This is a genomic window from Sphingomonas sp. PP-F2F-G114-C0414 (assembly GCF_003688595.1).
GTDB lineage: Bacteria > Pseudomonadota > Alphaproteobacteria > Sphingomonadales > Sphingomonadaceae > Sphingomonas.
The window spans coordinates 337,997-360,902 of the sequence record NZ_RCWT01000012.1 but is presented as its reverse complement, the minus strand read 5'-3'; the positions used below and the strand labels follow the sequence as shown (position 1 = coordinate 360,902).

Sequence of the window (22,906 nt, the reverse complement as noted above, 5' to 3'; positions counted from 1 at the left end):
GAAGGGCATCGCGCAGTACCGTTTAGTGGCGGCCTGTTACGCTTGGCCTGCTAAGTGCGACATGGAGCGGTACATCGATGCGTATTCTGATCGTGGACGACGAGCCGGCGATGCACGACAGCTATCGGCGCAGCTTCGCCGGGCAGCATCCGATCGGCGCCGCCACGCTGGGTGCGATGGCGGCCGAGTTGTTCGGCGACTCCCTAGCTGACGATGCGCTGGATACCGCCGATGCGATCCCTGCGTTCGTGTTGACGCACTGCGACCAGGGCCTTGATGCGGTTGCGGAGGTCGAGCGTGCCAGCGCCGCCGGCGATCCGTTCACGGTCGCGTTCATCGACGTTCGCATGCCGCCGGGGATCGACGGCCGCGAAACCGCGATGCGGATCCGCGCGATCGATCCGGCGATAAACCTGGTCATCGTCACCGGATTTTCCGATTTCTCGCCGGTCGAGATCAGCAAGGTCGCGGGGCCCGCCGACAAGATCTTCTACATCGCCAAGCCGTTCGAAGTCGCCGAGATCACGCAGACCGCGACCGCGCTCGCCAAGCGCTGGGAGAACGACCGCGAGCTGGTGGCGGCACGCGATCAGCTCGCGGCGCAGGTCATCCAGCTCGAGGAGCAGGGTGCCGAACTGGCGGCGAACGAAAGCCGCGCGATCCACATCGCCACCCATGATTCGCTGACCGAAGCGCCCAACCGTCTCGCCTTCCTTCGCGCGCTCGCCGAGCGCACCAAGACGCAGGGCGCGTTCGCGACCGTGATGGTCGACCTCGACCGGTTCAAGCTCATCAACGACACGCTCGGGCATCTCGCAGGCGACGAACTCATCCGCGAGATGTGCGCGATCCTCAATCGCGCGTCGCCCGAGGGCGCGCTGGTGGCACGGCTCGGCGGCGACGAATTCAGTATCCTGTTCGAAACCTCCGGCGAGGCTGCGGCGGTGATGGCGTGCGAGCGGGTCATCGCGGCCTGTTCGGTCAGCGTCCAGGTGTTCGGCAATTCGGTCCAGGCCGGTGCATCGGCGGGGCTGGTCGTTACCGAAGGCGGGCAGGGCGGCGACCCGGTCGACGTCATGCGCCGCGCCGACCTCGCGCTCAACGATGCCAAGCGCGGCGGTCGCGGTATCGTCCGGCTGTTCGACGAGAGCATGGACGAAGGCATCCGCTTTCGCCGCCGGGTCGAGGGCGGCCTCAGCCAGGCGATCGCCAAGGGCGAACTCAGTCTGGTCTACCAGCCGATCGTCTCGGGAAGCGCGATCGAGGTGATCGGGTTCGAAGCGCTCATCCGCTGGAACACCGGGGAATACGGGTCGATGAGCCCGGCCACCTTTATCCCGATCGCGGAGGAATCGAACCTCATCCACGAACTCGGCGACTGGGTACTGGGCGAGGCGCTCCAGGTCCTGAAGCAATGGCCCGGGCAATATGTCTCGGTCAATTTCAGCCCGCGCCAGTTCCGCCGCCAGAATTTCGTCGGGCATATCATGCAGAGCGTCCAGCGCGCCGGGATCGAGCCCGCGCGCCTGCAGATCGAGATCACCGAAACCGCGATCTTCGACGACGCCGAACGCGCCGCCGACACGCTCTACAAGCTCCGTCAGATGGGTTTCCGGATCGCGCTCGACGATTTCGGGACGGGCTATTCGAGCCTCTACAACATCCGCAAGTTCGCGCTCGACTGCCTCAAGATCGACAAGTCGTTCATCGACGGCATGGGCCGCGAACGCGAAAGCGCGGCGATCGTCCATTCGATCATCCACCTTGGTCGCGCACTCGGGCTCGGCGTCATCGCCGAGGGCGTCGAGACCGAAGCGCAGGTCCAGGCGCTCCGCCTTGCCGGTGCCAGCCATCTCCAGGGCTATTTCTTCTCGCGTCCGGTCAGCGCGGAGGTCGCGCTGGACATGGCCAATGCGCGGATCGTCGGCGGTAGCGACGACACCGCGGGCGACGGTCCGATGGTGTATCGCAGGTCGGGCAACGGGACGCGCGGCTGATGGCGGTACTCCCCGTCGGCCTGGTGCGGCGGTTCAGGCGAGTCCGCGGTCCGGCATCGCTCGGCGCCAAGCTCGTGCTGATCATGACCGCGGTCGGGCTGTGCGCGGCGATCGCGATCACGATGCTGCTCGCCGGTATCATCACGCCGAGCTTCACCCAGCTCGAGGACAAGGCGATCGCCGGGCATATCGAGCGGACCCGCGCGGCGCTGTCCGAATACGAGGCCAAGGTCGAAAGCGCGGTGCGCGACTATGGCGACTGGAACGACAGCTACGCCTATATGGTGGATCCCGCGGCGACACCTCGGCGCGAGGGAGCCGAACACGCCCGCTTCGAGAACGACAGCTTCTCACCGCTGGCGATGAGCAACATCGGCGTCGATGGCATGGCCTATGTCGCCCCCGACGGCCGGATCGTCATCGCCCGCTGGCGCGATCCGGTCAGCGGCGTCGAGCGGCCGGCGATGCGTCGCCAGTTGATCGCGACGATCGCCGGGACGGATCTCATGCAGGCGCTGCAGGGGCAGAGTTCGGGGCGGTTCTACGCGCGGATCGGTGACAGCGTCGCGGCGGTCGGGATCGCCCGCGTGCGCCGCTCGGACGGCAGCGGCGCGCCGCGCGGCTATGTGCTGATGGCGCGGGTCATCACCTCGCAGCAGATTTCCGACCTGCTCCAGCTCGACGCCCGGATCGATCTGAACGCGGCGGGGATCGCCGAGACCGTGATTCCTCGCACCGGTATCCTGACGATCGCGGTGCCGATGAAAGGCGCCGACGGCCGCGGCGTCGCGAGCACGCGGTTCAGCGTGAGACGCGACGTATCCCTACTCGGCCGCCGCATGTTGTTGCTCGCGGTCGCGGGGTCGACCGTCCTGCTGCTGCTCGTCCTGGTCGTGCTGCGACGGACGATCACCCGGCTCGTGCTGCGTCCGCTGCACCGCGTCGAAAGCCATATGGAGCGGGTGCGCGCGTCGGGCTCGCTGGCGCTGCTGAGCGAGCATGGTCGCCGCGACGAGATCGGTTCGCTCGGTCGCAGCTTCAACGCGATGCTGCGGCAGTTGAAGGACCTGCGCGAGCAGATCGAGGTGCAGTCCTTCGATCTCGGGCGCAGCGAAAGTGCGGTTGCGGTGATGCACAACGTCCGCAACGCGCTGAACCCGATCAGCACGATCCTCAGCCAGGGCATCGCGCAGGCCCCGCCGATCGAGCGCACCACGGTCGACCGCGCGCTGGCCGAGCTCGTCCGCACCGATGTTCCCGAGGCGCGCCGTCGCAAACTGGTCGCGTTCGTCGCCGCCGCGGTCGAGGCGGAGTCGGCCAACCGCGAGGCAATGCGCCGCGAACTCGCGGTCGGGCGCGAAGCGATGGCGCATGTCCTCGAGATCATCGGCCAGCAGCAGAAGGCCGCGCACGAGCGGCCGACGCTGGAACAGTGCGACGTCGCCGACATCATCGCGCGCAACGCGACGATCGCGCGCTATTCGCAGAACGTCTCGATCGCGTTCAGCTTCCCCGCCGGGCCGATTCCCGTGATGGCCAGCCGGGTGATCCTCAGCCAAGTGATCGGCAACCTGTTCGGCAACGCGTCCGAATCGATCGTCGCGCGGGGGCTGGGCAGCGGATCGATCATGACGTCGATCGTCGAACAGGACGACCGCGTCACGATCGTGATCCGCGACGATGGCGAGGGGTTCGCCCCCGACCTCGCGCCAAACCTGTTCCAACGCGGGTTTTCGACGCGGCATCACAAGTCCGGCGGTCTCGGGCTGCACTGGTGCGCCAATTCGATGACCGCGATGGAAGGATCGTTGCGGCTGGAAAGCGACGGGCCCGGATTGGGCGCGGTCGCGATCCTGTCGCTGCACCGCGCGGCGGCGGGGATGGCCAAGGCGGCGTAGGCAGCAGCGGTCGGGGTTGCGCCCGGTCAGGCGGCGCGCGCGCCTTCAATCGCCGGGCGCAGATACGGTGCAACCATCTCCTGGTCGAGGAACCAGCGTTGGCGTGCGATCGGCAGCGTGCCGAACCCGCCGATGATCCCCCGACACGACGCGCTCCCGCACGCACACGGCATCTGCCAAGCGGGATCGGCGAGGGTGGTCGAATAATCCCACGCGATCTCCTCGCCGACCGCGATATCGCGGATCGCCACCAGGAAGACATTGCCGCCGACGAACCGCAGCCCGGTGTTGGGCGAACAACTGTGGTTGATCAGGTCGTCGATCCGCCCCGATGGGCCCATGAAGCTGCCCGCGGTCACCTGCATGAAGCGATCGGCGGTCCCGTGCATCGCCGCGGGGACGCGGTCCGCGGCGATCCGGCGCCCCGAAAAGCGGATGACGGTCTCGCCCGCGGCGAACCCCGCGGCGGCATACACCGTCTTGCCGAGATGAGTCTCGCCGACCGCGAACAGGTTGGTTGTCGAGCGGTAGGAATCGAGAACGAAGAACCGGCCGAGCCGCAGCCCGAACGATCGCGCCGGATTGATCGTCGACAGTCCGACCATCATCCACACGCTCGCATGGCAGAGCAGCTCGACGACGATATAGCCGTATTCGCCGACCCCCGAGCCTTGCGTCCGCGTCGCCAGCAACAGCGTCGCGAGATCGCCGAACGTCCACAGGCCCCAGGCGGGCGAGCGTTCGCGCGTGCGATCTTCCCGGACACTCTGCCAGGTCGGCCAGAAGCTGATCGGCACGGCGGCAACGACCAGCATGTGCGCCCAGAAGGTTTCGTGAAACGCGACCCACAGCAGGATCGCGGCGAACGCGAACGCCATGCACAAGGTTTCGCTCGGGGTCGGTGCGCGCCACCGAGATCGCCGCCACATGACCAACGTGACGGCGACGCAGGCTATCGCCGACCCGCCGAAGACGAGGCTTTGCGGAGCGTGCGGATTGACCGCGGCGTAGGTGGTCGCCTCGACCCCCGTCGCGGCGCTCCAGATCAGCCAGGAGGCGCGATTGGGCTCGACCAGATGACGCTGCAGCCCCGCGAGGTAGAGCGCGTAGCCCGCCGCACTGAAACCGATTGCGATGAAGAACCAGAGTGCGATCGCGGTTCCCCCCGTGTCTCGTCCGCGGAAGGGTAAGCGTGGTGACCGGCGCCGTCCACGGTAAAGCGCGATCCTCCTTCTCCCTCTCCCCTGCGGGGAGAGGGTAAGGTGAGGGGCAGCCCAGCAATGCTCCGCCCGGAACAGCCCCTCACCCCAACCCTCTCCCCAAAGGGGAGAGGGAGCAGATTATTCCAGCTCTCTCCCCAGAGGCAGAGGGAGCACATCACAACAAGCTCGGCTGCACCTCGTCCTCGTCGCCGACGATCCCCGACAGCGTCAGCCCCAGCAGCCGCACCCCATCCGGCACCGGCAGTTGCGCCATCAACAAATCCAGCCCGGCCGCCAGGAACGCGGTCTTGTCCGTCACTGCCGACAGCGACGACCGCGCCCGCGTGATCGTCCGGAAATCGGCATGCCGCAGCTTCAACGTGATCGTCCGTCCCCGCGTCCCGTGCTTTTCGATCCGCACCCACGCGGCGTCCGCCACCCGGTGGAGCGCGGCGCGCAGATCGTCTGGATCGCGCAGGTTGGTCTCGAACGTCCTCTCCGCGCCGACCGACTTGGCGGCACGATTGACCCGCACCGGGCGATGGTCGATGCCGCGTGCCGCGCCGTACAGATACTCCGCATAGCTGCCGAAATTGGCCTGGAGGAAGGCGAGGCTGCGCCCGAACAGGTCCGCGCCGGTCAGGATGCCGAGCCGTTCCATCTTCTGCGCGGTGACCGGCCCGACCCCGTGGAAGCGCTTGACCGGCAGCGACTGGACGAACGCCGCGCCGCGCTTCGGGGTTATGATGCAGATCCCGTCGGGCTTGTTCTGGTCCGACGCAAGCTTGGCGATGAACTTGTTGTAGCTCACCCCGGCGGAGGCGGTGAGGCCGGTATCCGCCTTGATCCGCGCGCGGATTTCCTCGGCGATCGCCGCGGCGGTGCCGAGCCCGCGGATATCCTCGGTCACGTCGAGATACGCCTCGTCGAGCGACAGCGGTTCGACCAGATCGGTGTAGTCCGCGAAAATCGCGCGGATCCGGTCGGAGACTTCGCGGTACACGTCGAACCGCGGCGGCACGAACACGAGGTCGGGGCAGCGCCGGATAGCGGTAGCCGACGGCATCGCGCTGCGTACCCCGAACGCGCGCGCTTCGTAGCTTGCCGCGGCGACGACGCCGCGCGCGCGCGATCCCCCGACCGCGACCGGTTTCCCCCTCAGCGACGGATCGTCGCGCTGCTCCACCGACGCATAGAAGGCATCCATGTCGACATGGATCACCTTGCGCTGGGCGGGCGGCTGGGTAGGAGGACTCATCAGCGCGCTAGATAGGCGCGCGGGGGGCGGCGATACAGGTGCATCCGCAACCAATCGTCCGGCCGCAGGTATTGCCGACAGGCAAACGAAGGGACGCGAATGCAGGTCGGGACGGAATGCTGGCGGGTCGAACGCGCCGAACAGATGGCGGTGATCGTCGATGCGGCGGACTATTTCCGGACCGCGCGCGTCGCGATGATGGGTGCCAAGCGTCGCATCCTGCTAATCGGCTGGGACTTCGACGCGCGCATCGCCCTCGAACCTGGCGTCGATCGTCCCGGCGAGCCCAAGACGCTCGGCGAGTTCATGCTTTGGCTGGTCGAGCGCGAACCCGAGCTTGAGATCTTCGTGCTGCGTTGGGATACCGGCGCGATCAAGTCGCTGTTCCGCGGGTCGACCGTCTTCACGATGCTGAAATGGATGAAGCACAAGCGCATCCACACCAAGCTCGATGGGCATCATCCGACCGCCGCATCGCACCACCAGAAGATCGTGATCATCGACGATGCGCTGGCGTTCTGCGGCGGCATCGACATGACCGGCGACCGCTGGGACACGCGCGATCACCACGATGGCGATCCGCACCGCGTCCAGCCGTCGGGCAAGCCGTACAAGCCGTGGCACGACGCGATCAGCGCGGTGCAGGGGCCCGTGGCGCATGCACTGGGCGAGCTGTTCCGGCGGCGCTGGCATCTGGCTGGCGGGATGAAGATGGCGGCGGGCAAACCCGGCGGAAAACACTGGCCCGAGGGGCTGCCGGTCGATTTCCGCGATGTCGACGTCGCGATCGCGCGCAGCGAACCCGAGATGTCCGACCAGGAACCGGTCTACGAAAGCGAGGCGCTGTTCCTCGGCCAGATCGCGCGGGCGAAGAAGCATCTCTACATCGAGAGCCAGTATTTCGCGTCGCGGAAAATCGCCGAGGCGGTGGCGCGGCGGCTCGACGAGGCGGACGGGCCCGAAATCGTCATCATCAACCCGACCACCGCGCAAGGCTGGCTCGAACCGATCGCGATGGATACCGCGCGGGCGCGGCTGATGGAGGCGCTGCACCGGCGCGATACGCACGGGCGGCTGCGGATGTATCATCCCTACACCGCGGGCGGCGAGCCGATCTACTGCCACGCGAAGATCCTGATCGCCGACGACGACGTGTTCCGGCTCGGGTCGTCGAACATGAACAACCGCTCGCTGCGGCTCGATACCGAGTGCGATCTGGCGATTCGCGCGACCGACGACGCGACCGCGCGGGGCATCGCCGCCATCCGCGACGGGTTGATCGCCGAACATCTTGGGGTCGAGGTGTCGGTGGTCAGCGATCTGATCGCCGAGACCGGGTCGCTGATCGAGACGATCGAGCGCCTGCGCGGTAAGGGGAAGACAGTCCAGCCCTACGAGGTCCCCGACCTGACCGCGGTCGAGGAATGGCTGGCGGACAATGAGGTGCTCGATCCCGAAGGCCCGGAAGAAATGTTCGAGGCGCTCAGCAAGCGCGGCCTGTTCCGGCGGCTGCGGCGGAAGAAATAGGTCTGACCCGCCCGCGACCCGTCATCCTGACGAAAGTCAGGACCCAGGGTTCCAGGCATCCCGCTTTATTGCTCTAGATACTGACTTTCGTCAGGATGACGGCGCGTTCGCTTGGCGACGGCGTAGGGGTCCTTCGCTGCGCCCGCCAAAAACAGGAAAGGCCGCGGCACCCCCCGGTACCGCGGCCTCATGCGCTCCCGAAATACAGGGGAGTTACGCGACCTGGGCTTCGAGCACCTCGTCGGGTTCGCGCAGCACATAGCCGCGACCCCAGACGGTCTCGATGTAATTCTCGCCGTCACACGCCAGGCTGAGCTTCTTGCGCAGCTTGCAGATGAACACGTCGATGATCTTCAGTTCCGGCTCGTCCATCCCGCCATACAGGTGGTTGAGAAACATTTCCTTGGTGAGCGTCGTGCCCTTGCGGAGCGACAATAGCTCCAGCATCGCATATTCCTTGCCGGTCAGGTGGACGCGGCTGCCATCGACTTCGACCGTCTTCGCATCGAGATTGACCGCCAGCTTGCCGGTGCGGATGACCGACTGGCTGTGGCCCTTCGAGCGGCGGACGACGGCGTGGATGCGCGCGACCAGTTCCTCGCGGTGGAATGGCTTGGTGACGTAATCGTCGGCGCCGAAGCCGAAGCTGCGTACCTTCGAGTCCATCTCGTTCACACCCGACAGGATCAGTACCGGCGTCGACACGCGTGCGACCCGCAGGCGCTTGAGCACGTCGTAGCCGTGCATGTCGGGCAGGTTCAGATCGAGCAGGATGATGTCGTAATCATACAGCTTGCCCAGATCGAGGCCTTCTTCCCCGAGATCGGTGATGTAGACGTTGAACCCTTCGGTCGTCAGCATCAGCTCGATAGCCTTGGCCGTCGTCGGCTCGTCCTCGATCAGCAGCACCCGCATGCGTCGTCCCCTGTTCGCGAGACCGCTCGACACCTCATGTCCGCAGCTCGACTTCCACTCATTAACCACAGGACAAATGAAGGTAAAAGGTTAATTTCGACTTAAGTGCGGGGGCTCGCCGCGCAGGGGCCAAGATCTTATTAGGCAGACAAAAATTGTAAGTTCCGAAATTCCTGAAGTTTTGTCGGGGGGTTAGCGAGCCTTAGGCCTGGATCGGTAGCGTCAGCATGGCCGACAGCCCACCGAGTTCGGACGATCGTCCGAGCGTTAACCCACCGCCATTGAGCTCGGCGAGCTCGCGCGTGATCGACAGGCCGAAGCCATGCCCGTCGCCGCGTTCGTCGAGCCGACGGCCCGGCATCATCGCCTGGTCGATCACCGCATTGTCGAGCCCGTCGCCGTCGTCGGCGATCGTCAGCGCCACAAGGGGACCTTCTATTACGGCGATAACCGATATCCGTGCGCGCGCGTGACGCCAGGCGTTGTCGAGCAGATTGCCGACCATCTCGTCGAGGTCCTGGGGGTCGATCGCCACCGCGATCTTGGGCAGCACGGCGATCTCGACCGACAGCGGACGCTCGGCATGGATCCGACGCAGGACGTCGGTGAGATCGCCGATCGCGGGGGCGATTGCGGTGCGCGCGCGCGCGCCCGACCCAGCGGCGTCTGCGCGCGCGCGCCCGAGATGATGGCGGACGCGCGAGCCGATCTGATCGACCATGTCGCGCAGCCTGTCGCCTGCGCCGACCTCGGCCAGCTTGAGCGACAGCGCGGCCAGCGGCGTCTTCAGCCCATGCGCGAGGTTCGCGACATGCTGGCGGGCGTGCGCCAGCCCCGCGGCATTCTGGTCGATCAGCGCGTTCAGTTCGATGACCAGCGGGCGCAGTTCGCCGGGCTGATCGTCGGGCACGTGATGCGCGCTGCCGGCCCGGACGGCTGCCAGCGACGTGCGCAGATCGCGCAATGGCCGAAACCCGATCCGGAGTTGCACCAGCGTCGCCAGCCCGAGACCGATACCGAGCAGCGCGAGCGAGCCGAGCAGCGGGATCATCGCCTCGCGCAACGGCGCCTCGACGATCCGCCGCGGGCCGATCGCGGTGATCGTCACCGGGCCTGCGCGACTGGCGACGGTCGAGGTGCGCGAATGCAGGCGTTGCCCGTGCCGGTCGCGCGTCTCGCCGGGCCGCGGCTGCCGATCGTCGATCTCGGGCGGTGCCGGCGGGCGAGGGAGGGCGGTGTCGGGGCCGGGCAAGGCGGCAGCCTCGGGCAATGCCCCGTCGCTGGTCCAGCGACCCGCAGGACTTGCCACCTGCCAGGCCCAGCCCGAACCGGGCGTATCGAACCCGGCCAGATCGACCACCCGCGCCCCATCGAGCGTCCCGTCGGGGCGGACCGCCCGCGCGACCACCGACACCTGCGCATCGAGCCGGTCGTCGAGCCCGTGCATCACGAAGCGTTCGAGGACATGGCTGATCGCGAACCCCGCGAACACCAGCGCGACCAGCGTCGAGATCGCCGAGATCGCCAGCATCCGGCCGTATAACGACCGGGGAACGAGCGACCGTCGCACCTTCACGCGCCGTCGCCCGTCAACCGGTAGCCCCGTCCACGCACCGTCTCGATCATCTGCGCGCCGATTTTCCGTCGCAACCGGCCGATGATCACCTCGATCGAGTTCGAATCGACATCGGCATCGCCCTCGTAGACGCGTTCGATCAGGTCGGCACGTTCGATCACCACTTCGCGGCGGAGCATCAGCGCGGACAGAACGCGCCATTCGAACGCGGTCAGCTTCAGCGGCAGGCCGTCGAGCTCGAACGTGCCGAGCTGCGCGTCGAACGCCAGCGGCCCGCATGTCACGCGCGAGGCGGCATGACCTGCGGCGCGGCGGACGAGCGCGCGGAGCCGCATCACGACTTCCTCGACGCGGAACGGCTTCACGACATAATCGTCGGCGCCAGCCTTGAACCCCTCGACCTTTTCCGACCAGCCGTCGCGCGCGGTCAGGATCAGCACCGGCAGGTCGCGCCCGGCCGCGCGCCAGTCGCGCAGCACCGACAGGCCGTCGCGCTTGGGCAGGCCTAAGTCGAGCACCGCGACGTCGTAGAGTTCGGTCGCGCCGAGATGCCCCCCGTCCTCGCCGTTGGTCGCGACGTCGACCGCGAAATGCTCCGCGCGCAATGCCCGCGCCAACCCGTCGGCGATCGCCACGTCGTCCTCGACCACCAATACCCGCATGCTTGTTTCCCCTGACCCGCTGGCCTTATGCCCAAGTGCCAAACGGAAACTGAACGGCTTGGTTCAGCGAGCGTCGGCCGACTCGGCGTAGAGCGTCTCTCGTCAACCAACGAGAGGACAGACATCATGTCGCAACACCCCGCCAATCCTTCGAAGTTTCGCCGCAACCGCCTGGCGATCGCCGCCGCCGGTCTGCTCGTCGTCGGCGGTGCCGCCGGTGCCGTCACCGTCGCCGCCACCCGCCCGACGGTGAGCATGGCCCCCGCCACACCGGTCGCGATCCGCTCGCTCCAGTCGGACGGCATCGTCACGATCCGCGGCACCGTCGCCGAGGTCTACGGCAACAAGTTCGTGATGGCCGATCGCACCGGCCGTGCGCTGGTCGATCTCGGCCGCGAAGGCGAAGACGGCACGCTCGTCACCCCCGGCCAGCCGGTCACCGTCCAGGGCCAGTTCGACCAGGGCTTCGTCCATGCGTCGTATCTGGTCGGTGTGGGCGGCAAGGTGACCGCGCTCGGCCCGGTCGGCGGTCCGCCGCGGGGGCGGCCCGGCCCCGGTCCGGATGGCCCCGATGGTGGTCCCGGCGGCCCTGGTGGCCCTGGTGGCCCGGGCGGTCCAGGTGGACCCGGTGCGCCGCCACCGCCGCCGCCAGCCGGCGTCGTCCCCCCGGCGCCGATGGGAACACCCGGCACGCTGCCGCCGGCTCCAGCACCCGGTGTTACGCCACCGGCTCCGGTGACCGGCACTCCGCCGGTCCCACTGACCGGCACCGCGCCAACTCCAACGACCGGTATTGCACAACCGGCGCGCGGCGTCTGAGCCGAGAACGAAACTGCGAAACGGGGTCGGCAATCCACCGGCCCCGTTTCGTCACACCCGCCGAACTGCGGGCATTTGGTGCACCGCGCCAGTGCGGTTACGCCTGACCGTCGGCGCCGTCCGCGTCCAATACCAGCCGGTGATCGCGAGCGGTGCGGCGAGCAGCAGCCCGGCCGCGACGTCCCAGCCGCCATCGCCGATCAGCCCTGCGCCAAGCCCGAGTAGCGTGGCGATCCCAAGCAGGATCGGCACGCCGAAAACCTGCAGCGTCGTCCTGTGTCTCATGCCTCACCCGCCATCACGACTTCGCGAACACGCTGTTCGCTCGGCCCGCCGCGTCGCCGCAGCCAGAGGTACAGCCCGCTGCCGAGCACGACGATCGTCAGCGCGTCGAACACCGCCCAGACGATTTTCATCGCCATCCCGCCATAATCGCCGAAGTGCAGCGGCTGCGCGAGCAGCATCGCCTGCATGTACCACGGCATCGGCGTCACCGCGTCGAGCCGCCCGGTTGCCGCATCGACGAACCCCGGCAACAGCAGTTTCGACGTCAGCGGCGTCGTCCCACGCAGGAAAACCGCATAATGATGCTTGCTGCTGAACACGACGCCGGGAAACGCGATGAACTGCGGCGTCATGTCCGGCGCCTTGCGCTGCACCGCGTCGAGCGCAGCCTGCACCGACGCGCGCTGCGTGCCGAGCGGCGTCCGCGCCTCGCTAGCCATGATCGCGGCGAGCCCGTTTGCCTTCCAGATCCCGGTGATCGGCACGACCAGCGTGTTGAACGTACCCGTCAGTCCGACGACGCTCGCCCAGACCAGTGTGACGATGCCGAGCAGGTTGTGCCGGTCGAGCCAGCCGAGCCGTGTGCTTCGGTTGCGGCGCAGCGTCCCAAAGTCGAGCTTCGCCATGAACGGCGCGTAGAGCACCACGCCCGACACGATCGCCGCGAAGAACAGCAGGCCCATGAAACCGAGGAAGATCTCCGCCCAGAAGCCGAGCAGCATGTCGGTGTGCAGCTTGAGGATGAAATCCATGACGCCGTCGACATGCGGCGGCAGCATCGTGCCGGTGCGCGCGTCGAGCGCGAGGAAATGCATCGCGGCAGGAACCGCATCCGGGGTAGGCCCGGTGGTGACGTAGACGATCGGCCGGTGGTCGTCGAAGCTCAGATAGAGTGGGATATCGCCGGGCGCCTGCGCGGCGGCGCGCGCGAGGATGGTGTCGAGCGATAGCGCCGGGGTCGTCGCCGGCAGTGCCGCGAGCGGTGCGGGCGGATCGAGCCAGCCGTCGATCTCCTCGTGGAAGATCAACGGCAGCCCGGTCACGCACAGCATCAACAGGAACGCCGTGCAGATCAGGCTTGTCCATTTGTGAACCAGGTACCACGCCTTGATCGTACCGCGGGTCACGGGCGCACGCCGATCGTCTGTTCCGAATGTGCAGCACCGCGATCCTTCATGCGCGCAGTCGTATAGAAATGATAACGATGTGCAATAGCGGAACGACGCTGGCCTCGCAGGCCGCGAAATCGATAGAGGTAGTTCAGGCGACGGCAGACCCCGAACGGTCGACTGGATCGCGCCATTCCCAAAATTTCTCCGTCACCCCGGACTGGTTCCGGGGTCCACCGTTCCGCAAACCAAATACTATTTATCGTGCGGCACCGTGGATGCCGGAACGAGCCCGGCATGACGGAAGTGGGTGGGATTTGCCGAACCGAACTTAATGGCGATCCCTCTTAGCCTTCGAAGGCGATCTCCAGCGGCTCGAGCCCATCGATCGTCGCGCGGACGCGCTGGCCGCGCCGGATCGGGCCGACGCCGGCGGGCGTCCCCGTAAAGATCAGGTCGCCCGGCGCGAGTTCGACCAACGTCGACAGCGTCGCAATCACCTCGGCCACGCTCCAGATCATCATCGACAGGTCACCCGATTGCCGCGTTTCGCCATCGACTGCCAGTGCGATAGCGCCGTGCGTGGCCGGCCGGCCCGGCGTCAGCGCACCGACCGGGGCCGATTGATCGAACCCTTTCGCCATGTCCCACGGACGACCCGCCTTCTTCGCCAGAGCCTGAAGATCGCGGCGCGTCAGATCGATGCCGACGCCAGCGCCAAAGATCATTGCCGCCGCCTCCGCCACTGCGACATCCTTCCCGCCGACGCCGATCGCAACGACCAGTTCCACCTCGTGATGCAAATCCTCGGTCTGCGTGGGAAACGGCAACGTCGTGCCGCTCGCGACGACGGCATCTGCCGGCTTCGAGAAGAAGAACGGCTGTTGCCGGTCGGGATCGGATCCCATCTCGCGAGCGTGATCCGCATAATTCTGACCGACGCAGAAAATGCGCCGGACCGGGAAGCGGTCCGTGGTGCCGGTGATCGCGACCGTTGGCGGGGTGACTTCGGGTATGTGCATCATAGGCTCCTTCGATGGCGCTGATCGGCGGTTGGCAGCCGGTTTGCAACGTCGTGATCGCAATCTCGCGGAACGTCTTGCGAGACCAAGGGGTTACTATCCGATACGAAATGGAGTTCTACCCGATGCCCAGCAAGCCCCCCGTCCGCTACGATCCGTCCGTCGAGACGGTCGCCTCTGACGAGCAGGAGACGCTGGCCGGCCTCAAGGACTCGTTCCGCGAGATTCTCGAGACCACCTCGCAGGACTATGGCCATGCGGTCCGCGCGGTCCATGCCAAGGCGCACGGCATCGCCCGCGGCATGCTGACTATCTCCGCCGATCTACCCCATGAATTTGCGCAGGGAATCTTCGCAACGCCGGGCGAGCACGAGGCGATCCTGCGCATCTCGACCAATGCTGGCGACATCCTCGACGACAGCATCAGCCTGCCGCGCGGGCTCGCGCTGAAGATTCTCGACGTCGCCGGTGCGCGGTTGCCAGGATCGGACGGCGCGACGACTCAGGATTTCATCATGGTCAACGGGCCTGCGTTCGCCGCAGCGGATGCCAAGGCGTTTTCGAAGAACTTGAAGCTGCTGTCGAAAACCACCGACAAGTTCGAGGGCGTGAAGAAGGCGATGTCCGCCACCTTCCGCGTCGTCGAAGCCGCGCTCGAAGCGGTCGGCGGCCAGTCGTCGACGCTTCAGACGCTGGGTGGTGCAAAGCCCGTCCACCCGCTAGGCGAAACCTATTACTCGCAGACCCCGCTGCGCTACGGCGATTACATCGCGAAGATCGCGCTGTTTCCCGTCTCGCCAAGCCTGACGCGTCTCACCGGCGACATGGTCGACATCACCGCGCGCCCCGACGCGTTGCGCGAGGTGGTCCGCGAGGAGCTGATCGAGCATGGTGGCGCATGGGAGCTTCGCGTCCAGCTCAACACCGATCTCGAAGCGATGCCGATCGAGGACGCGTCGGTGGTGTGGGACGAAGCGGAGAGCCCGTTCGTCACCGTAGCGACGCTTACGGTCGAGCCGCAAATTTCTTGGGAGCAGGGCGTGACCGACCGGACTGACGATGCGCTGGTCTACAGCATCTGGAACGGCGTTAGCGCGCACCAGCCGCTCGGCGGGGTCAACCGTGCGCGCAAGGATACCTACGCGCTGTCGGCGAACTTTCGCGGCAAGTTCAACGGTTGCCCGGTGCATCAGCCCGCGTCGCTCGCCGAACTTGCATGACCCTCGCATGCTGAAGCTGTTCCACGTCAGCGACGTCCATTTCGGTGCGGAGGATCCCGCGGCGATCGCCTGGTTCGACCAGTGCGTCGCCGCGGAAAAACCCGATGCGGTCATCATGACGGGCGACCTGACGATGCGCGCGACCAAGCGCGAGTTCGAACGCGGCGGCGATTGGCTGCGGTCGCTCGGCGTTCCGGTGACGCTCGAGGTCGGCAATCACGACATTCCCTATTATTGGGACCCGTTCCGGCGGATCTTCGCACCGTATCAGCGCTATGCCGCGGTCGAGCAGATGATCGAACGCCCATTGGAACTGCCCGGCGTGACGATCGTACCGCTCAAGACGACCGCGCGCGCGCAGTGGCGGTGGAACTGGTCGAAGGGCAGGGTGGGGCAAGGCTCGCTGCGGCGTGCATTGGCGCTTATTGCCGACGCGCCGAAGGGTAATCTCGTCTTCGTCGCCGCGCATCATCCGCTGATCGAAGGTGGGACGACGGGTACCGCCAGGACGCGCTATGGCGACGAGGCGCTGACAGCTCTGGCAGAGGCAGGGGCGCATGCCGTCTTGTCCGGGCACGTCCACGATCCCTTCGATATCCCCGTCGATCGCGAGGACAGGACGATCCGCATGATCGGTGCGGGCACGTTGTCGAAGCGGACGCGCGGCACGCCCCCGGCGTTCAACGAGATCCAGGTCGACGGCCGTGGTTTCGTGACGCTGTCGCGCACGCTGTCGACCGACGCGAAGCAACCGCTTCGTTAGACGCGCCGACCGCAACCGGACGGCGGGCACAATTCCCGTCACTGTATTACCGTATATGACAGTCCGGCATCATTAGGTGCTTGCTATGCCGCGCTAATCGTCACAGCGGCTGTAACCGATCGGGTTGTGGTGGCGCCCCTGCTTCGGCGAGCGCACAGTGCGGCCGGCTACAAGGGTGATGAGTGCATATGTTGGCCTGGACGACCGCGTTGCTGATGGCTGCAACATCGATGCAGGCGAACGGCGAGTCGCTCGCCGCGCAACAGCCGGTCGAACCGCCGATGCGCGTCGACGACCAGGCCACGAGCCCACCGATAACGTCGCTGTCGATTACCCCCACGCCCGCACCGGTCCCCGTGTCGCCACAAACCGATCGACCGATCCTGGAGGCGACGACTCCTGCACCGCGGAAGGCCGGCAGCACCGCCGGGCCACAGCATGACATCGTCGTCGTCGGGCGGAAAGCGCTCGCGGGCGATCCGCTGCGATCGGTCAACGCGACCGCGTTCGACGCGACCGAGGCGGTCGACAAGGCGTTCGTCGGGCCGGTCGCGCGTCAGTACAAGAAGACCGTCCCGTCGCCGATCCGCCGCGGTATCCACAATTTCCTCTACAATCTGCGCGAGCCGATCGTGTTCGTGAACTTCCTGCTGCAGCTGAAACCCGGCAAGGCCGTCGAAACCGTCGGTCGGTTCGCGATCAACTCGACGGTCGGTGCCGTGGGCGTGCTCGATATCGCCAAGCGCCGGCCGTTCCGCCTGCCGCGCCGCTCGAACGGGTTCGCCAACACGCTGGGCTATTACGGCGTCAAGAACGGGCCGTTCCTGTTCCTGCCGCTGGTCGGCCCGACGACGCTGCGCGATCTGATCGGCGGCGGGGTCGATCGGCTGATGCTGCCGGTCGCGGTCGGCAAGCCGTTCACCAGTCCGACCTACACGATCCCGGCCGGCGTCCTCGGCGCGCTCGATCATCGCTCGGAGTTCGACGACACGCTGAAGGACCTGCACGACAACGCCGCCGACCCCTATGCGGCATCGCGCGAATTCTACCTGCGCCGACGCCAAGCGGAGATCGATCATCTCCACGGCCGCAACGTCGACGCAATCCTCGGGCCGGGCGGGGTCACCGAACCGCCCCCGCGCGCGGCCATGCCGATCATCGAGCAGATGCCGACGGCGCCATCAACAAGCACGACGGGGCCGCTTCCCTGAAACCCGTCAATACGGGATCATGGCGCGCTAGTGTGCTGGTGTCTGATCGAAATCGAGATAGATGACGACTTGGGTGCCGAGGATTGTTTTGCCGCCGATGCGCGGGGGGCGGACCCTGAACTGCCATGCGGCCTGACGCATCGCGCGCGCGAGGCCCGAACCGACCGGCGACTCACTCAGCGCGCGGCAATTATCAACCTGATAGTTCGCGATCATGCGGCAGGCGATCTTTGCCCAGCTGTTCGGCGGGGGCGGGCTTTTCAAATAGCCGTTCAGCTCGGCACCGGTCGGCGGGCGATACCATTCGACATGGTATAGGCGCTCGCCGCCAGGACCTTCGCCCGGACCATAGACCGACCCGCTGTCCTTACCCTTGCCCGACCCACTCCCACCGTCGCCGCCGGCAAGCTGGTCGTCGGGATGCGACGGCATCTTCGAGATATCCGCGGCGTCGAACATCTCCATACCGCCGAGCATCTTGATCGGCAGCGGTGGCGGCGATTTGGGCGGCGCGGGGGGCGCCTGCGCGGCATCGGCGCGCGGCGCCGCACGTTGCGGAGAACCACCGCTCGCACGCTTCACCTTGGTGGGCGAAGGCGTCCGCTTGGCCGGGGTCGGCGTCGTCTGGTCGGGTGCGAGCTGGAACGTCACCGGGTTGCGCGGTTCGACCGGCTTGGCGACCATCGACGGCGCCAGCCGCAGCAGCAACAGGATGATCAGGATATGTGCGACGATCGTCAGGCCGACCGCAACGCTCCGCCGCCGTACCGACCCGCGCGTCTCGATCGACGAAGAATGGTACGCCGACCGCATCGGCTGTCCGCCTACTCGCGCACGGTCGCGCCTGCAACCGCCACCCGCGCCATGACGAAGACTTCATCGAAGCAAAGCCAACTGCCGAGCGCATAACTCTTCGCCTGCCGCAGACCATAAGCGGCGGGATGTTGGACCAGATGACAAGGAGAAATGGTGCACCCGACTGGTCTCCGTTAATCCCGCTGGTTCAATATGTTGCCTTGGCTAACCGGCAGGGTGCCGGTCACGGAATTTTGCGGCTCTCCGACAAACTGGCTAACCGGTCGTGAGCACTCTCGCGCGCTCTTTCAGCGAGGTCACGACAGGCATCCGTGACCGTCCGCGCTCAAGGTCGCACGTCCGTCGTAATAGCAGCAATGCTGGTGGTTCCGAGGCATCCCTGTGGCGCACGCACAACACGTTTCCGAAGGCTGAACACAACGCGCGGATGCGTGCGGCCGAGGCGTTCGAGCATGAGACCAAGCTTCCGGGGAAGCGCAACGGTGCCCTCGGTTCGATCGGGCTCGACGTCCTGCGCTGCCTGCTGCGCCTGCGCGGCCGTAAGGACGGCCGGCTCGATCCGACCTACAAGTGGATCGCTGACAAGATACGCAAATCGCGTAGCGCCGTTGTAGAGGCCGTCGCGCGCCTAAAGGGATGCGGCTTCCCCGACTGGATCGGGCGGTGCGTACCGATCGAGGACGCCCTGCCTGATGAGCAGCAGAGCGAGCAGATCTCGAACGCCTTCATCTTGCTCCAGCCGCCGACGGTGCGCGAGTGCGTGCGGCGCATGCTCCGTAAGCCTAACGAGTTCGTCCCTGCTGTCGCCGAGAAGCTTGCGCGGCAGAAGAAGCTGGACACTGCGACGGTCGTCGACGTGATCGCCGAGGTCGAGAACCCCGAGCTGCGCGCTATCCTCGCCCGCGTCCGCGCCTTCGTTGATAGTGCAAATCCGCCGAGCGGTCACACAGAGGCCCGGTAAGATCTAAATATCGAAGGAACGCCTATGGCGCGCGCAGTTTGAAGCTCCACCAAGCCCCCGAGGCCCCGAACCCAACGGGTTCAGCATCCAGCGACCACAGGTGAGCGTGCCGGCTTGCGCCGTCCCGTGCATCCTGGGGAGGATGCGCAAATTGGGTGCCGTTCAACCCGTTTACTTCGCGCCTCTTTGGTCTGTTGCGAAGTAGGATAGAGAAGTATCGCAGGATATCCGAAGGATGATTACCTTCGCGGGTTCCGAGCATGCCAACGCCATGTGGCATTTGGCATCAGCGTGAGTCCGGCCCAATGGCTTACCCCGCCATTTCGAGGTGCTGTTCTCGGGTATTGTGCGCACGCGGGGCAGTTTCAGCGTTCGTGTTGAAACGTGCAGCCTGTTCGGCAAGCGCCAGCACCTCACTCGATAGAGTCCGCGCAGCAGCGGAGGTTTGCTCCACCATAGCGGCGTTCTGCTGGGTCGAACGGTCCATCGTGCCGATGGCGGCGTTGATCTGCGACACAGCGGTAGATTGAGCTTGGTTGTCATCGGCGATGCGTTTGAGCAGGCCATGCACTTCCACCACATCTGTAGAAATGTCGGCGAGTGCGCCGTCGACCCGCTGCACCATGCCGACTGCCGTGAGGATACCGGCCTGCGTCGCGGTAAGCTGTTCACGGGCCCGGCCGGCCTCCTCCTCTGCGCGCATTGCCAGCGCTGAGACGAGATCCGCAACCACGGCGAAACCGCGGCCCGCGTCCCCGGCGCGGCCGGCTTCCACTGCGGCATTCATGGCGAGGACGCGGGTCTGGAAAGCGATCTTGTCGAGCCCTTCGATCACGTCATCGATGTCCTTGGCGCTGTCCGACACGCGGGTCATCGCCTGCACCGCTTCTCCGGCAACGGTGCGGCCATTACCGACGCTGACAATGGCGCCATCGGCACGTTCCACGGTGCGAATTGCCGATGCGGCGGTTGCTCCGAGCCGGGTATCCATCTGCGCCACGGAGGCGGAGGTTTGTTCGAGACTGGCGGCGTTCGATTCAGTGCGACGCGCTAGGTCTTCGGAAGCGTGCGCGATCTCGCCCGAACCGGTGCTGATCCTGGCCGCACTTTCGCTCACCGCCGCGATCAGAGTGCGCAAGCCCGCCAGTGCGGCGTTGAAGTTCGTTTTGAGTGCAACATAGGATTGCGGGAAGTCGCCGCGAATCTCGGCGGTGAGGTCGCCGCGGTGGAGCGCCAGCAGGCCGCTGCTGAGCGCAGCCGTTACTTCCTGCTGTTCGGCTGCGGACCGGGCATCCTGCGCGGTGCGCGCGGCAGATGCCGAACGGAACTGTTCCACAGCATCGGCGATACGGCCCAGTTCGTCGCGGCGGCCGCGGTGCGGCACGGTTGCCTGTTCCCCAACCGCGAGCCGTGCGGTTACATCCGACACCTCCACCAACGGGCGGACCACCTTGCGGAGCAGCGTGTAGGATGCCGTGATGATCAGCACGAGCAGCAGCGCCGCCAACCCGCAAAGCCAGATTAGCGCCGTCCGCAGCACCGCAGCAGCCTCGACTTCAAGCGCCGACTGATAGGTCGTGGCGGTCGTCACGAGCGCGTCCACCTGCTGGCGGTGCGCGGTATAATAGCCGCTCAGAGTTGCATAGCTGCGGTCCGCCGCAACCCGGTCGCCGCGTTGGATCGCGGGAAGGTAGTTGCTTTCGAGTTCATGCCAGAAGGCGGCAGCGGGGGCGTGGGTGGCCTCGGTGACACCCCGTTTTAGTTCTGGTGCAAGGTTTGCTCCGACCCAGTAATTATGACGGGTCGTATAGTCCGCGTGGAGCTTTTGCAGGCGGGCTCGTACCTCCGCTATCCGTTGCGGCTGTTCACGCAGCAACATGACCTCCAGATAGGGCTCGATCACATATTCCGGCGGCGGAAGGACGTCAGCGATCAGATCGGCCGCCTGTTGCGACTTGACCTGCATGTCACCCCCCATGCGGATCGCATTAACCCTGGTAGCCGCCACTAGGGCCGCAACCAGCAACAAAGTTATCAACGCCGCCGTTCCGGCGCGTACCATGTTCGCGATCGACATCTGCTTCGTAGGCCCGTTTCAGTAATATTCCTACAATCATAGGAGGATCGAGTCAGGGAGCGGGCACTGTTGACTATTTAAGTGCTGACCCGCTTGTTGCAGGGGGGTAATTTGCATCAGGAATGATCGGGTTGCTCCGTCCCGTGCATCCTCGGAAGGATGCAATTCCAGTGGTAAGAAAAACCGTGGGATATCAAAGAGATTGGGGGTGTTCAGCAGCAAAATTTAGGAGGTATTAGGATCGCGGCCTAATAAAATTATCGTCCGATCTCAGATGCTTGAGCGGCAATAACAGCTAGGATTAGTGATGTTATAGTTTTCTCGGGTAGTAAGCTATCCATCGCCCCCATCGGAACGAGCTACGCGAGTGAGTTCCTCGAGTCTGACTGGCGGATGCACAGCGTTTTGTCCTGGCTTATGGATAAATCTGGAGCGCCAGTCCGTGGCGGCGACCGCGTGCGATGCCCAGCCATCGTTCGGAGCTTTGTTTCCACCGTCTGAGCTTATCTCTTCGCACCTCAACTTGAAGCTTTCACAAACTATCTCAGCCTTGTGCAAAAAGCCCAGAGCGGAGACGTCAGCCGGAGTATTTCCCAATTCTCCTGGCGCATCTAGCGCTGCACAATATGAAACCTTATAAAATCCCTGACCAGACCCAATATCTCCACGCCATCTAAGTATGTCTATCTCCTTGCTCAGATAGTTACATTGGCCCATCAAAATATCTATACTTGCAGTTGGCAGTCTAAGTTCAATATCTCTCACATCGGCGGACGCTGCCACCTTTATGCCTATATCATGTTTTTTGTTTATTATAGTCGATATATCTCTTATGAACGTATCACCTCTGCCGTCGGGATTAGAGGCGTATGGCGCTTGAATTCTGATCAATTCTTGAAATTCTGTCGGCATCTTCATTTGCTTGAATCGACCTTCCAATTGCGTTGGATTTGTCGCCCACGGATAACTTGATTTCTCTATCGGCTTTCCAATGGCATCACAGCCGGCGTGAATGATTTGATCGAAGGCATGCTTCGTATGCATGAGAGCTTCGGACACGTGCTGATGATAGTCACACGGTATTTCAGCTAATAATCGAACCTTGAGCGTAGTCATGCCGGTACGCTTGTCAAAGGAAGTAAACTGTTCAGTGTGTTTCGGATTTAGGAAAAAACCATAAATTGCAGTTTGAGCTAGCTCAATAGATTTTCGTGCCCACGTCAGGCTGACAGTGACTGGTTTGAAAAAGGGATCAACTTTGATCATGATTTGTGACCTTACTAACGGGCTGAGTTGAATAGACTGGTACGGTGAGCTGTCCCCATCATCCGGTCAATCGGTGCACTTGATGAGTTGACGGCTTTTGTCAGAGAAAGGCTGATCAACGAGCGCCGGTAGCGGGGAGCCAATTTCGCCGAACCGACCATCCCCATTCCCCCCAAACGTCTCAGTCGAACTTGTGACGTTGCACTACATAGTATTCATCCACGTGCAGCAATTTGCATCCAACCGACAGGCTTAGGATCGCCCCTAAAGGCTAGAGTTTCCGCGATCTGCGGCACATCCGCAAACTGCATCCATAGCCACC

General features: G+C 65.0%; 19 protein-coding genes. 8 read left to right on the top strand and 11 right to left on the bottom strand.

Annotated elements, in window-relative coordinates; all coding sequences use genetic code 11:
• Positions 1-77: 77 nt before the first annotated feature.
• Both C8J47_RS13610 and C8J47_RS13605 read left to right on the top strand, forming a co-directional pair.
• A complete protein-coding gene (locus tag C8J47_RS13610; RefSeq protein ID WP_121886080.1) occupies positions 78-1,997 on the top strand; it encodes a bifunctional diguanylate cyclase/phosphodiesterase in 1,920 nt (639 codons plus the stop codon).
• Complete coding sequence (locus C8J47_RS13605; RefSeq protein ID WP_121886079.1) at positions 1,997-3,895, top strand: CHASE4 domain-containing protein; 1,899 nt, start codon at positions 1,997-1,999, stop codon at positions 3,893-3,895. Before C8J47_RS13610 ends, C8J47_RS13605 begins: the two co-directional genes overlap by 1 nt.
• Before the next feature lie 26 nt (positions 3,896-3,921).
• Here C8J47_RS13605 and C8J47_RS13600 read toward each other — a convergent pair whose 3' ends face one another.
• Positions 3,922-4,773 (bottom strand): SET domain-containing protein, encoded by an 852-nt coding sequence (locus tag C8J47_RS13600; RefSeq protein ID WP_259467552.1) that lies wholly within the window; start codon positions 4,771-4,773, stop codon positions 3,922-3,924.
• Between the two features lie 499 nt (positions 4,774-5,272).
• Complete coding sequence (dinB, locus tag C8J47_RS13595) at positions 5,273-6,355, bottom strand: DNA polymerase IV (protein WP_121886077.1); 1,083 nt, start codon at positions 6,353-6,355, stop codon at positions 5,273-5,275.
• A gap of 99 nt (positions 6,356-6,454) precedes the next feature.
• Here dinB and C8J47_RS13590 point away from each other — a divergent pair, with 99 nt between their 5' ends.
• A complete protein-coding gene (locus C8J47_RS13590; RefSeq protein ID WP_121886076.1) occupies positions 6,455-7,882 on the top strand; it encodes a phospholipase D-like domain-containing protein in 1,428 nt (475 codons plus the stop codon).
• Positions 7,883-8,095: 213 nt separating this feature from the next.
• On the opposite strand, the gene ctrA is transcribed toward C8J47_RS13590, so the two are convergent.
• The 3 genes from ctrA to C8J47_RS13575 form a co-directional block, all read right to left on the bottom strand.
• Positions 8,096-8,797 carry a response regulator transcription factor CtrA gene (gene ctrA, locus C8J47_RS13585; RefSeq protein WP_055872989.1) on the bottom strand — a complete coding sequence of 234 codons (702 nt, stop codon included), beginning with the start codon at positions 8,795-8,797 and terminating at the stop codon, positions 8,096-8,098.
• A 202-nt stretch (positions 8,798-8,999) separates the two neighbouring features.
• A complete protein-coding gene (locus C8J47_RS13580; RefSeq protein WP_121886075.1) occupies positions 9,000-10,328 on the bottom strand; it encodes a HAMP domain-containing sensor histidine kinase in 1,329 nt (442 codons plus the stop codon).
• A 41-nt stretch (positions 10,329-10,369) separates the two neighbouring features.
• The gene (locus C8J47_RS13575; RefSeq protein ID WP_121886074.1) at positions 10,370-11,035 is read right to left on the bottom strand and encodes a response regulator transcription factor; all 666 of its coding nucleotides are present in this window, start codon (positions 11,033-11,035) and stop codon (positions 10,370-10,372) included.
• Between the two features lie 126 nt (positions 11,036-11,161).
• Between C8J47_RS13575 and C8J47_RS19360 the strand changes: the two genes are divergently transcribed.
• Positions 11,162-11,854: a hypothetical protein gene (locus C8J47_RS19360; protein ID WP_220683378.1), complete on the top strand. Its 693-nt coding sequence runs from the start codon at positions 11,162-11,164 to the stop codon at positions 11,852-11,854.
• Positions 11,855-11,905: 51 nt separating this feature from the next.
• Here C8J47_RS19360 and C8J47_RS13560 read toward each other — a convergent pair whose 3' ends face one another.
• The 3 genes from C8J47_RS13560 to C8J47_RS13550 form a co-directional block, all read right to left on the bottom strand.
• Positions 11,906-12,139 carry a hypothetical protein gene (locus tag C8J47_RS13560; protein ID WP_121886073.1) on the bottom strand — a complete coding sequence of 78 codons (234 nt, stop codon included), beginning with the start codon at positions 12,137-12,139 and terminating at the stop codon, positions 11,906-11,908.
• Entirely contained in the window at positions 12,136-13,266 is a 1,131-nt protein-coding gene (locus tag C8J47_RS13555) for a PepSY domain-containing protein (RefSeq protein ID WP_121886072.1), read from the bottom strand. Before C8J47_RS13555 ends, C8J47_RS13560 begins: the two co-directional genes overlap by 4 nt.
• 329 nt (positions 13,267-13,595) lie before the next feature.
• A complete protein-coding gene (locus C8J47_RS13550) occupies positions 13,596-14,273 on the bottom strand; it encodes a fumarylacetoacetate hydrolase family protein (protein WP_121886071.1) in 678 nt (225 codons plus the stop codon).
• A 122-nt stretch (positions 14,274-14,395) separates the two neighbouring features.
• On the opposite strand from C8J47_RS13550, the gene C8J47_RS13545 reads away from it, so the two are divergent.
• The 3 genes from C8J47_RS13545 to C8J47_RS13535 all read left to right on the top strand — a co-directional run bounded on the left by C8J47_RS13545 (position 14,396) and on the right by C8J47_RS13535 (position 17,464).
• Positions 14,396-15,490, top strand: coding sequence for a catalase family protein (locus C8J47_RS13545; RefSeq protein WP_183129109.1), 1,095 nt, complete (start codon positions 14,396-14,398; stop codon positions 15,488-15,490).
• Positions 15,491-15,497: 7 nt separating this feature from the next.
• Positions 15,498-16,253, top strand: a complete 756-nt coding sequence (locus C8J47_RS13540; protein ID WP_121886070.1) for a metallophosphoesterase — start codon at positions 15,498-15,500, stop codon at positions 16,251-16,253.
• A gap of 215 nt (positions 16,254-16,468) precedes the next feature.
• Positions 16,469-17,464 (top strand): VacJ family lipoprotein, encoded by a 996-nt coding sequence (locus tag C8J47_RS13535; protein ID WP_259467551.1) that lies wholly within the window; start codon positions 16,469-16,471, stop codon positions 17,462-17,464.
• 27 nt (positions 17,465-17,491) lie between these two features.
• Here the strand turns inward: C8J47_RS13535 and C8J47_RS13530 are convergent, their stop codons facing one another.
• Positions 17,492-18,277, bottom strand: coding sequence for a hypothetical protein (locus tag C8J47_RS13530; protein WP_121886069.1), 786 nt, complete (start codon positions 18,275-18,277; stop codon positions 17,492-17,494).
• A 268-nt stretch (positions 18,278-18,545) separates the two neighbouring features.
• Here C8J47_RS13530 and C8J47_RS13525 point away from each other — a divergent pair, with 268 nt between their 5' ends.
• Positions 18,546-19,241 carry a hypothetical protein gene (locus C8J47_RS13525; protein WP_147454334.1) on the top strand — a complete coding sequence of 232 codons (696 nt, stop codon included), beginning with the start codon at positions 18,546-18,548 and terminating at the stop codon, positions 19,239-19,241.
• Between the two features lie 310 nt (positions 19,242-19,551).
• Here the strand turns inward: C8J47_RS13525 and C8J47_RS13520 are convergent, their stop codons facing one another.
• Both C8J47_RS13520 and C8J47_RS18960 read right to left on the bottom strand, forming a co-directional pair.
• Positions 19,552-21,318 (bottom strand): methyl-accepting chemotaxis protein, encoded by a 1,767-nt coding sequence (locus tag C8J47_RS13520; protein WP_259467550.1) that lies wholly within the window; start codon positions 21,316-21,318, stop codon positions 19,552-19,554.
• A gap of 333 nt (positions 21,319-21,651) precedes the next feature.
• Positions 21,652-22,584, bottom strand: a complete 933-nt coding sequence (locus tag C8J47_RS18960; RefSeq protein WP_147454333.1) for a hypothetical protein — start codon at positions 22,582-22,584, stop codon at positions 21,652-21,654.
• Positions 22,585-22,906: the final 322 nt, after the last annotated feature.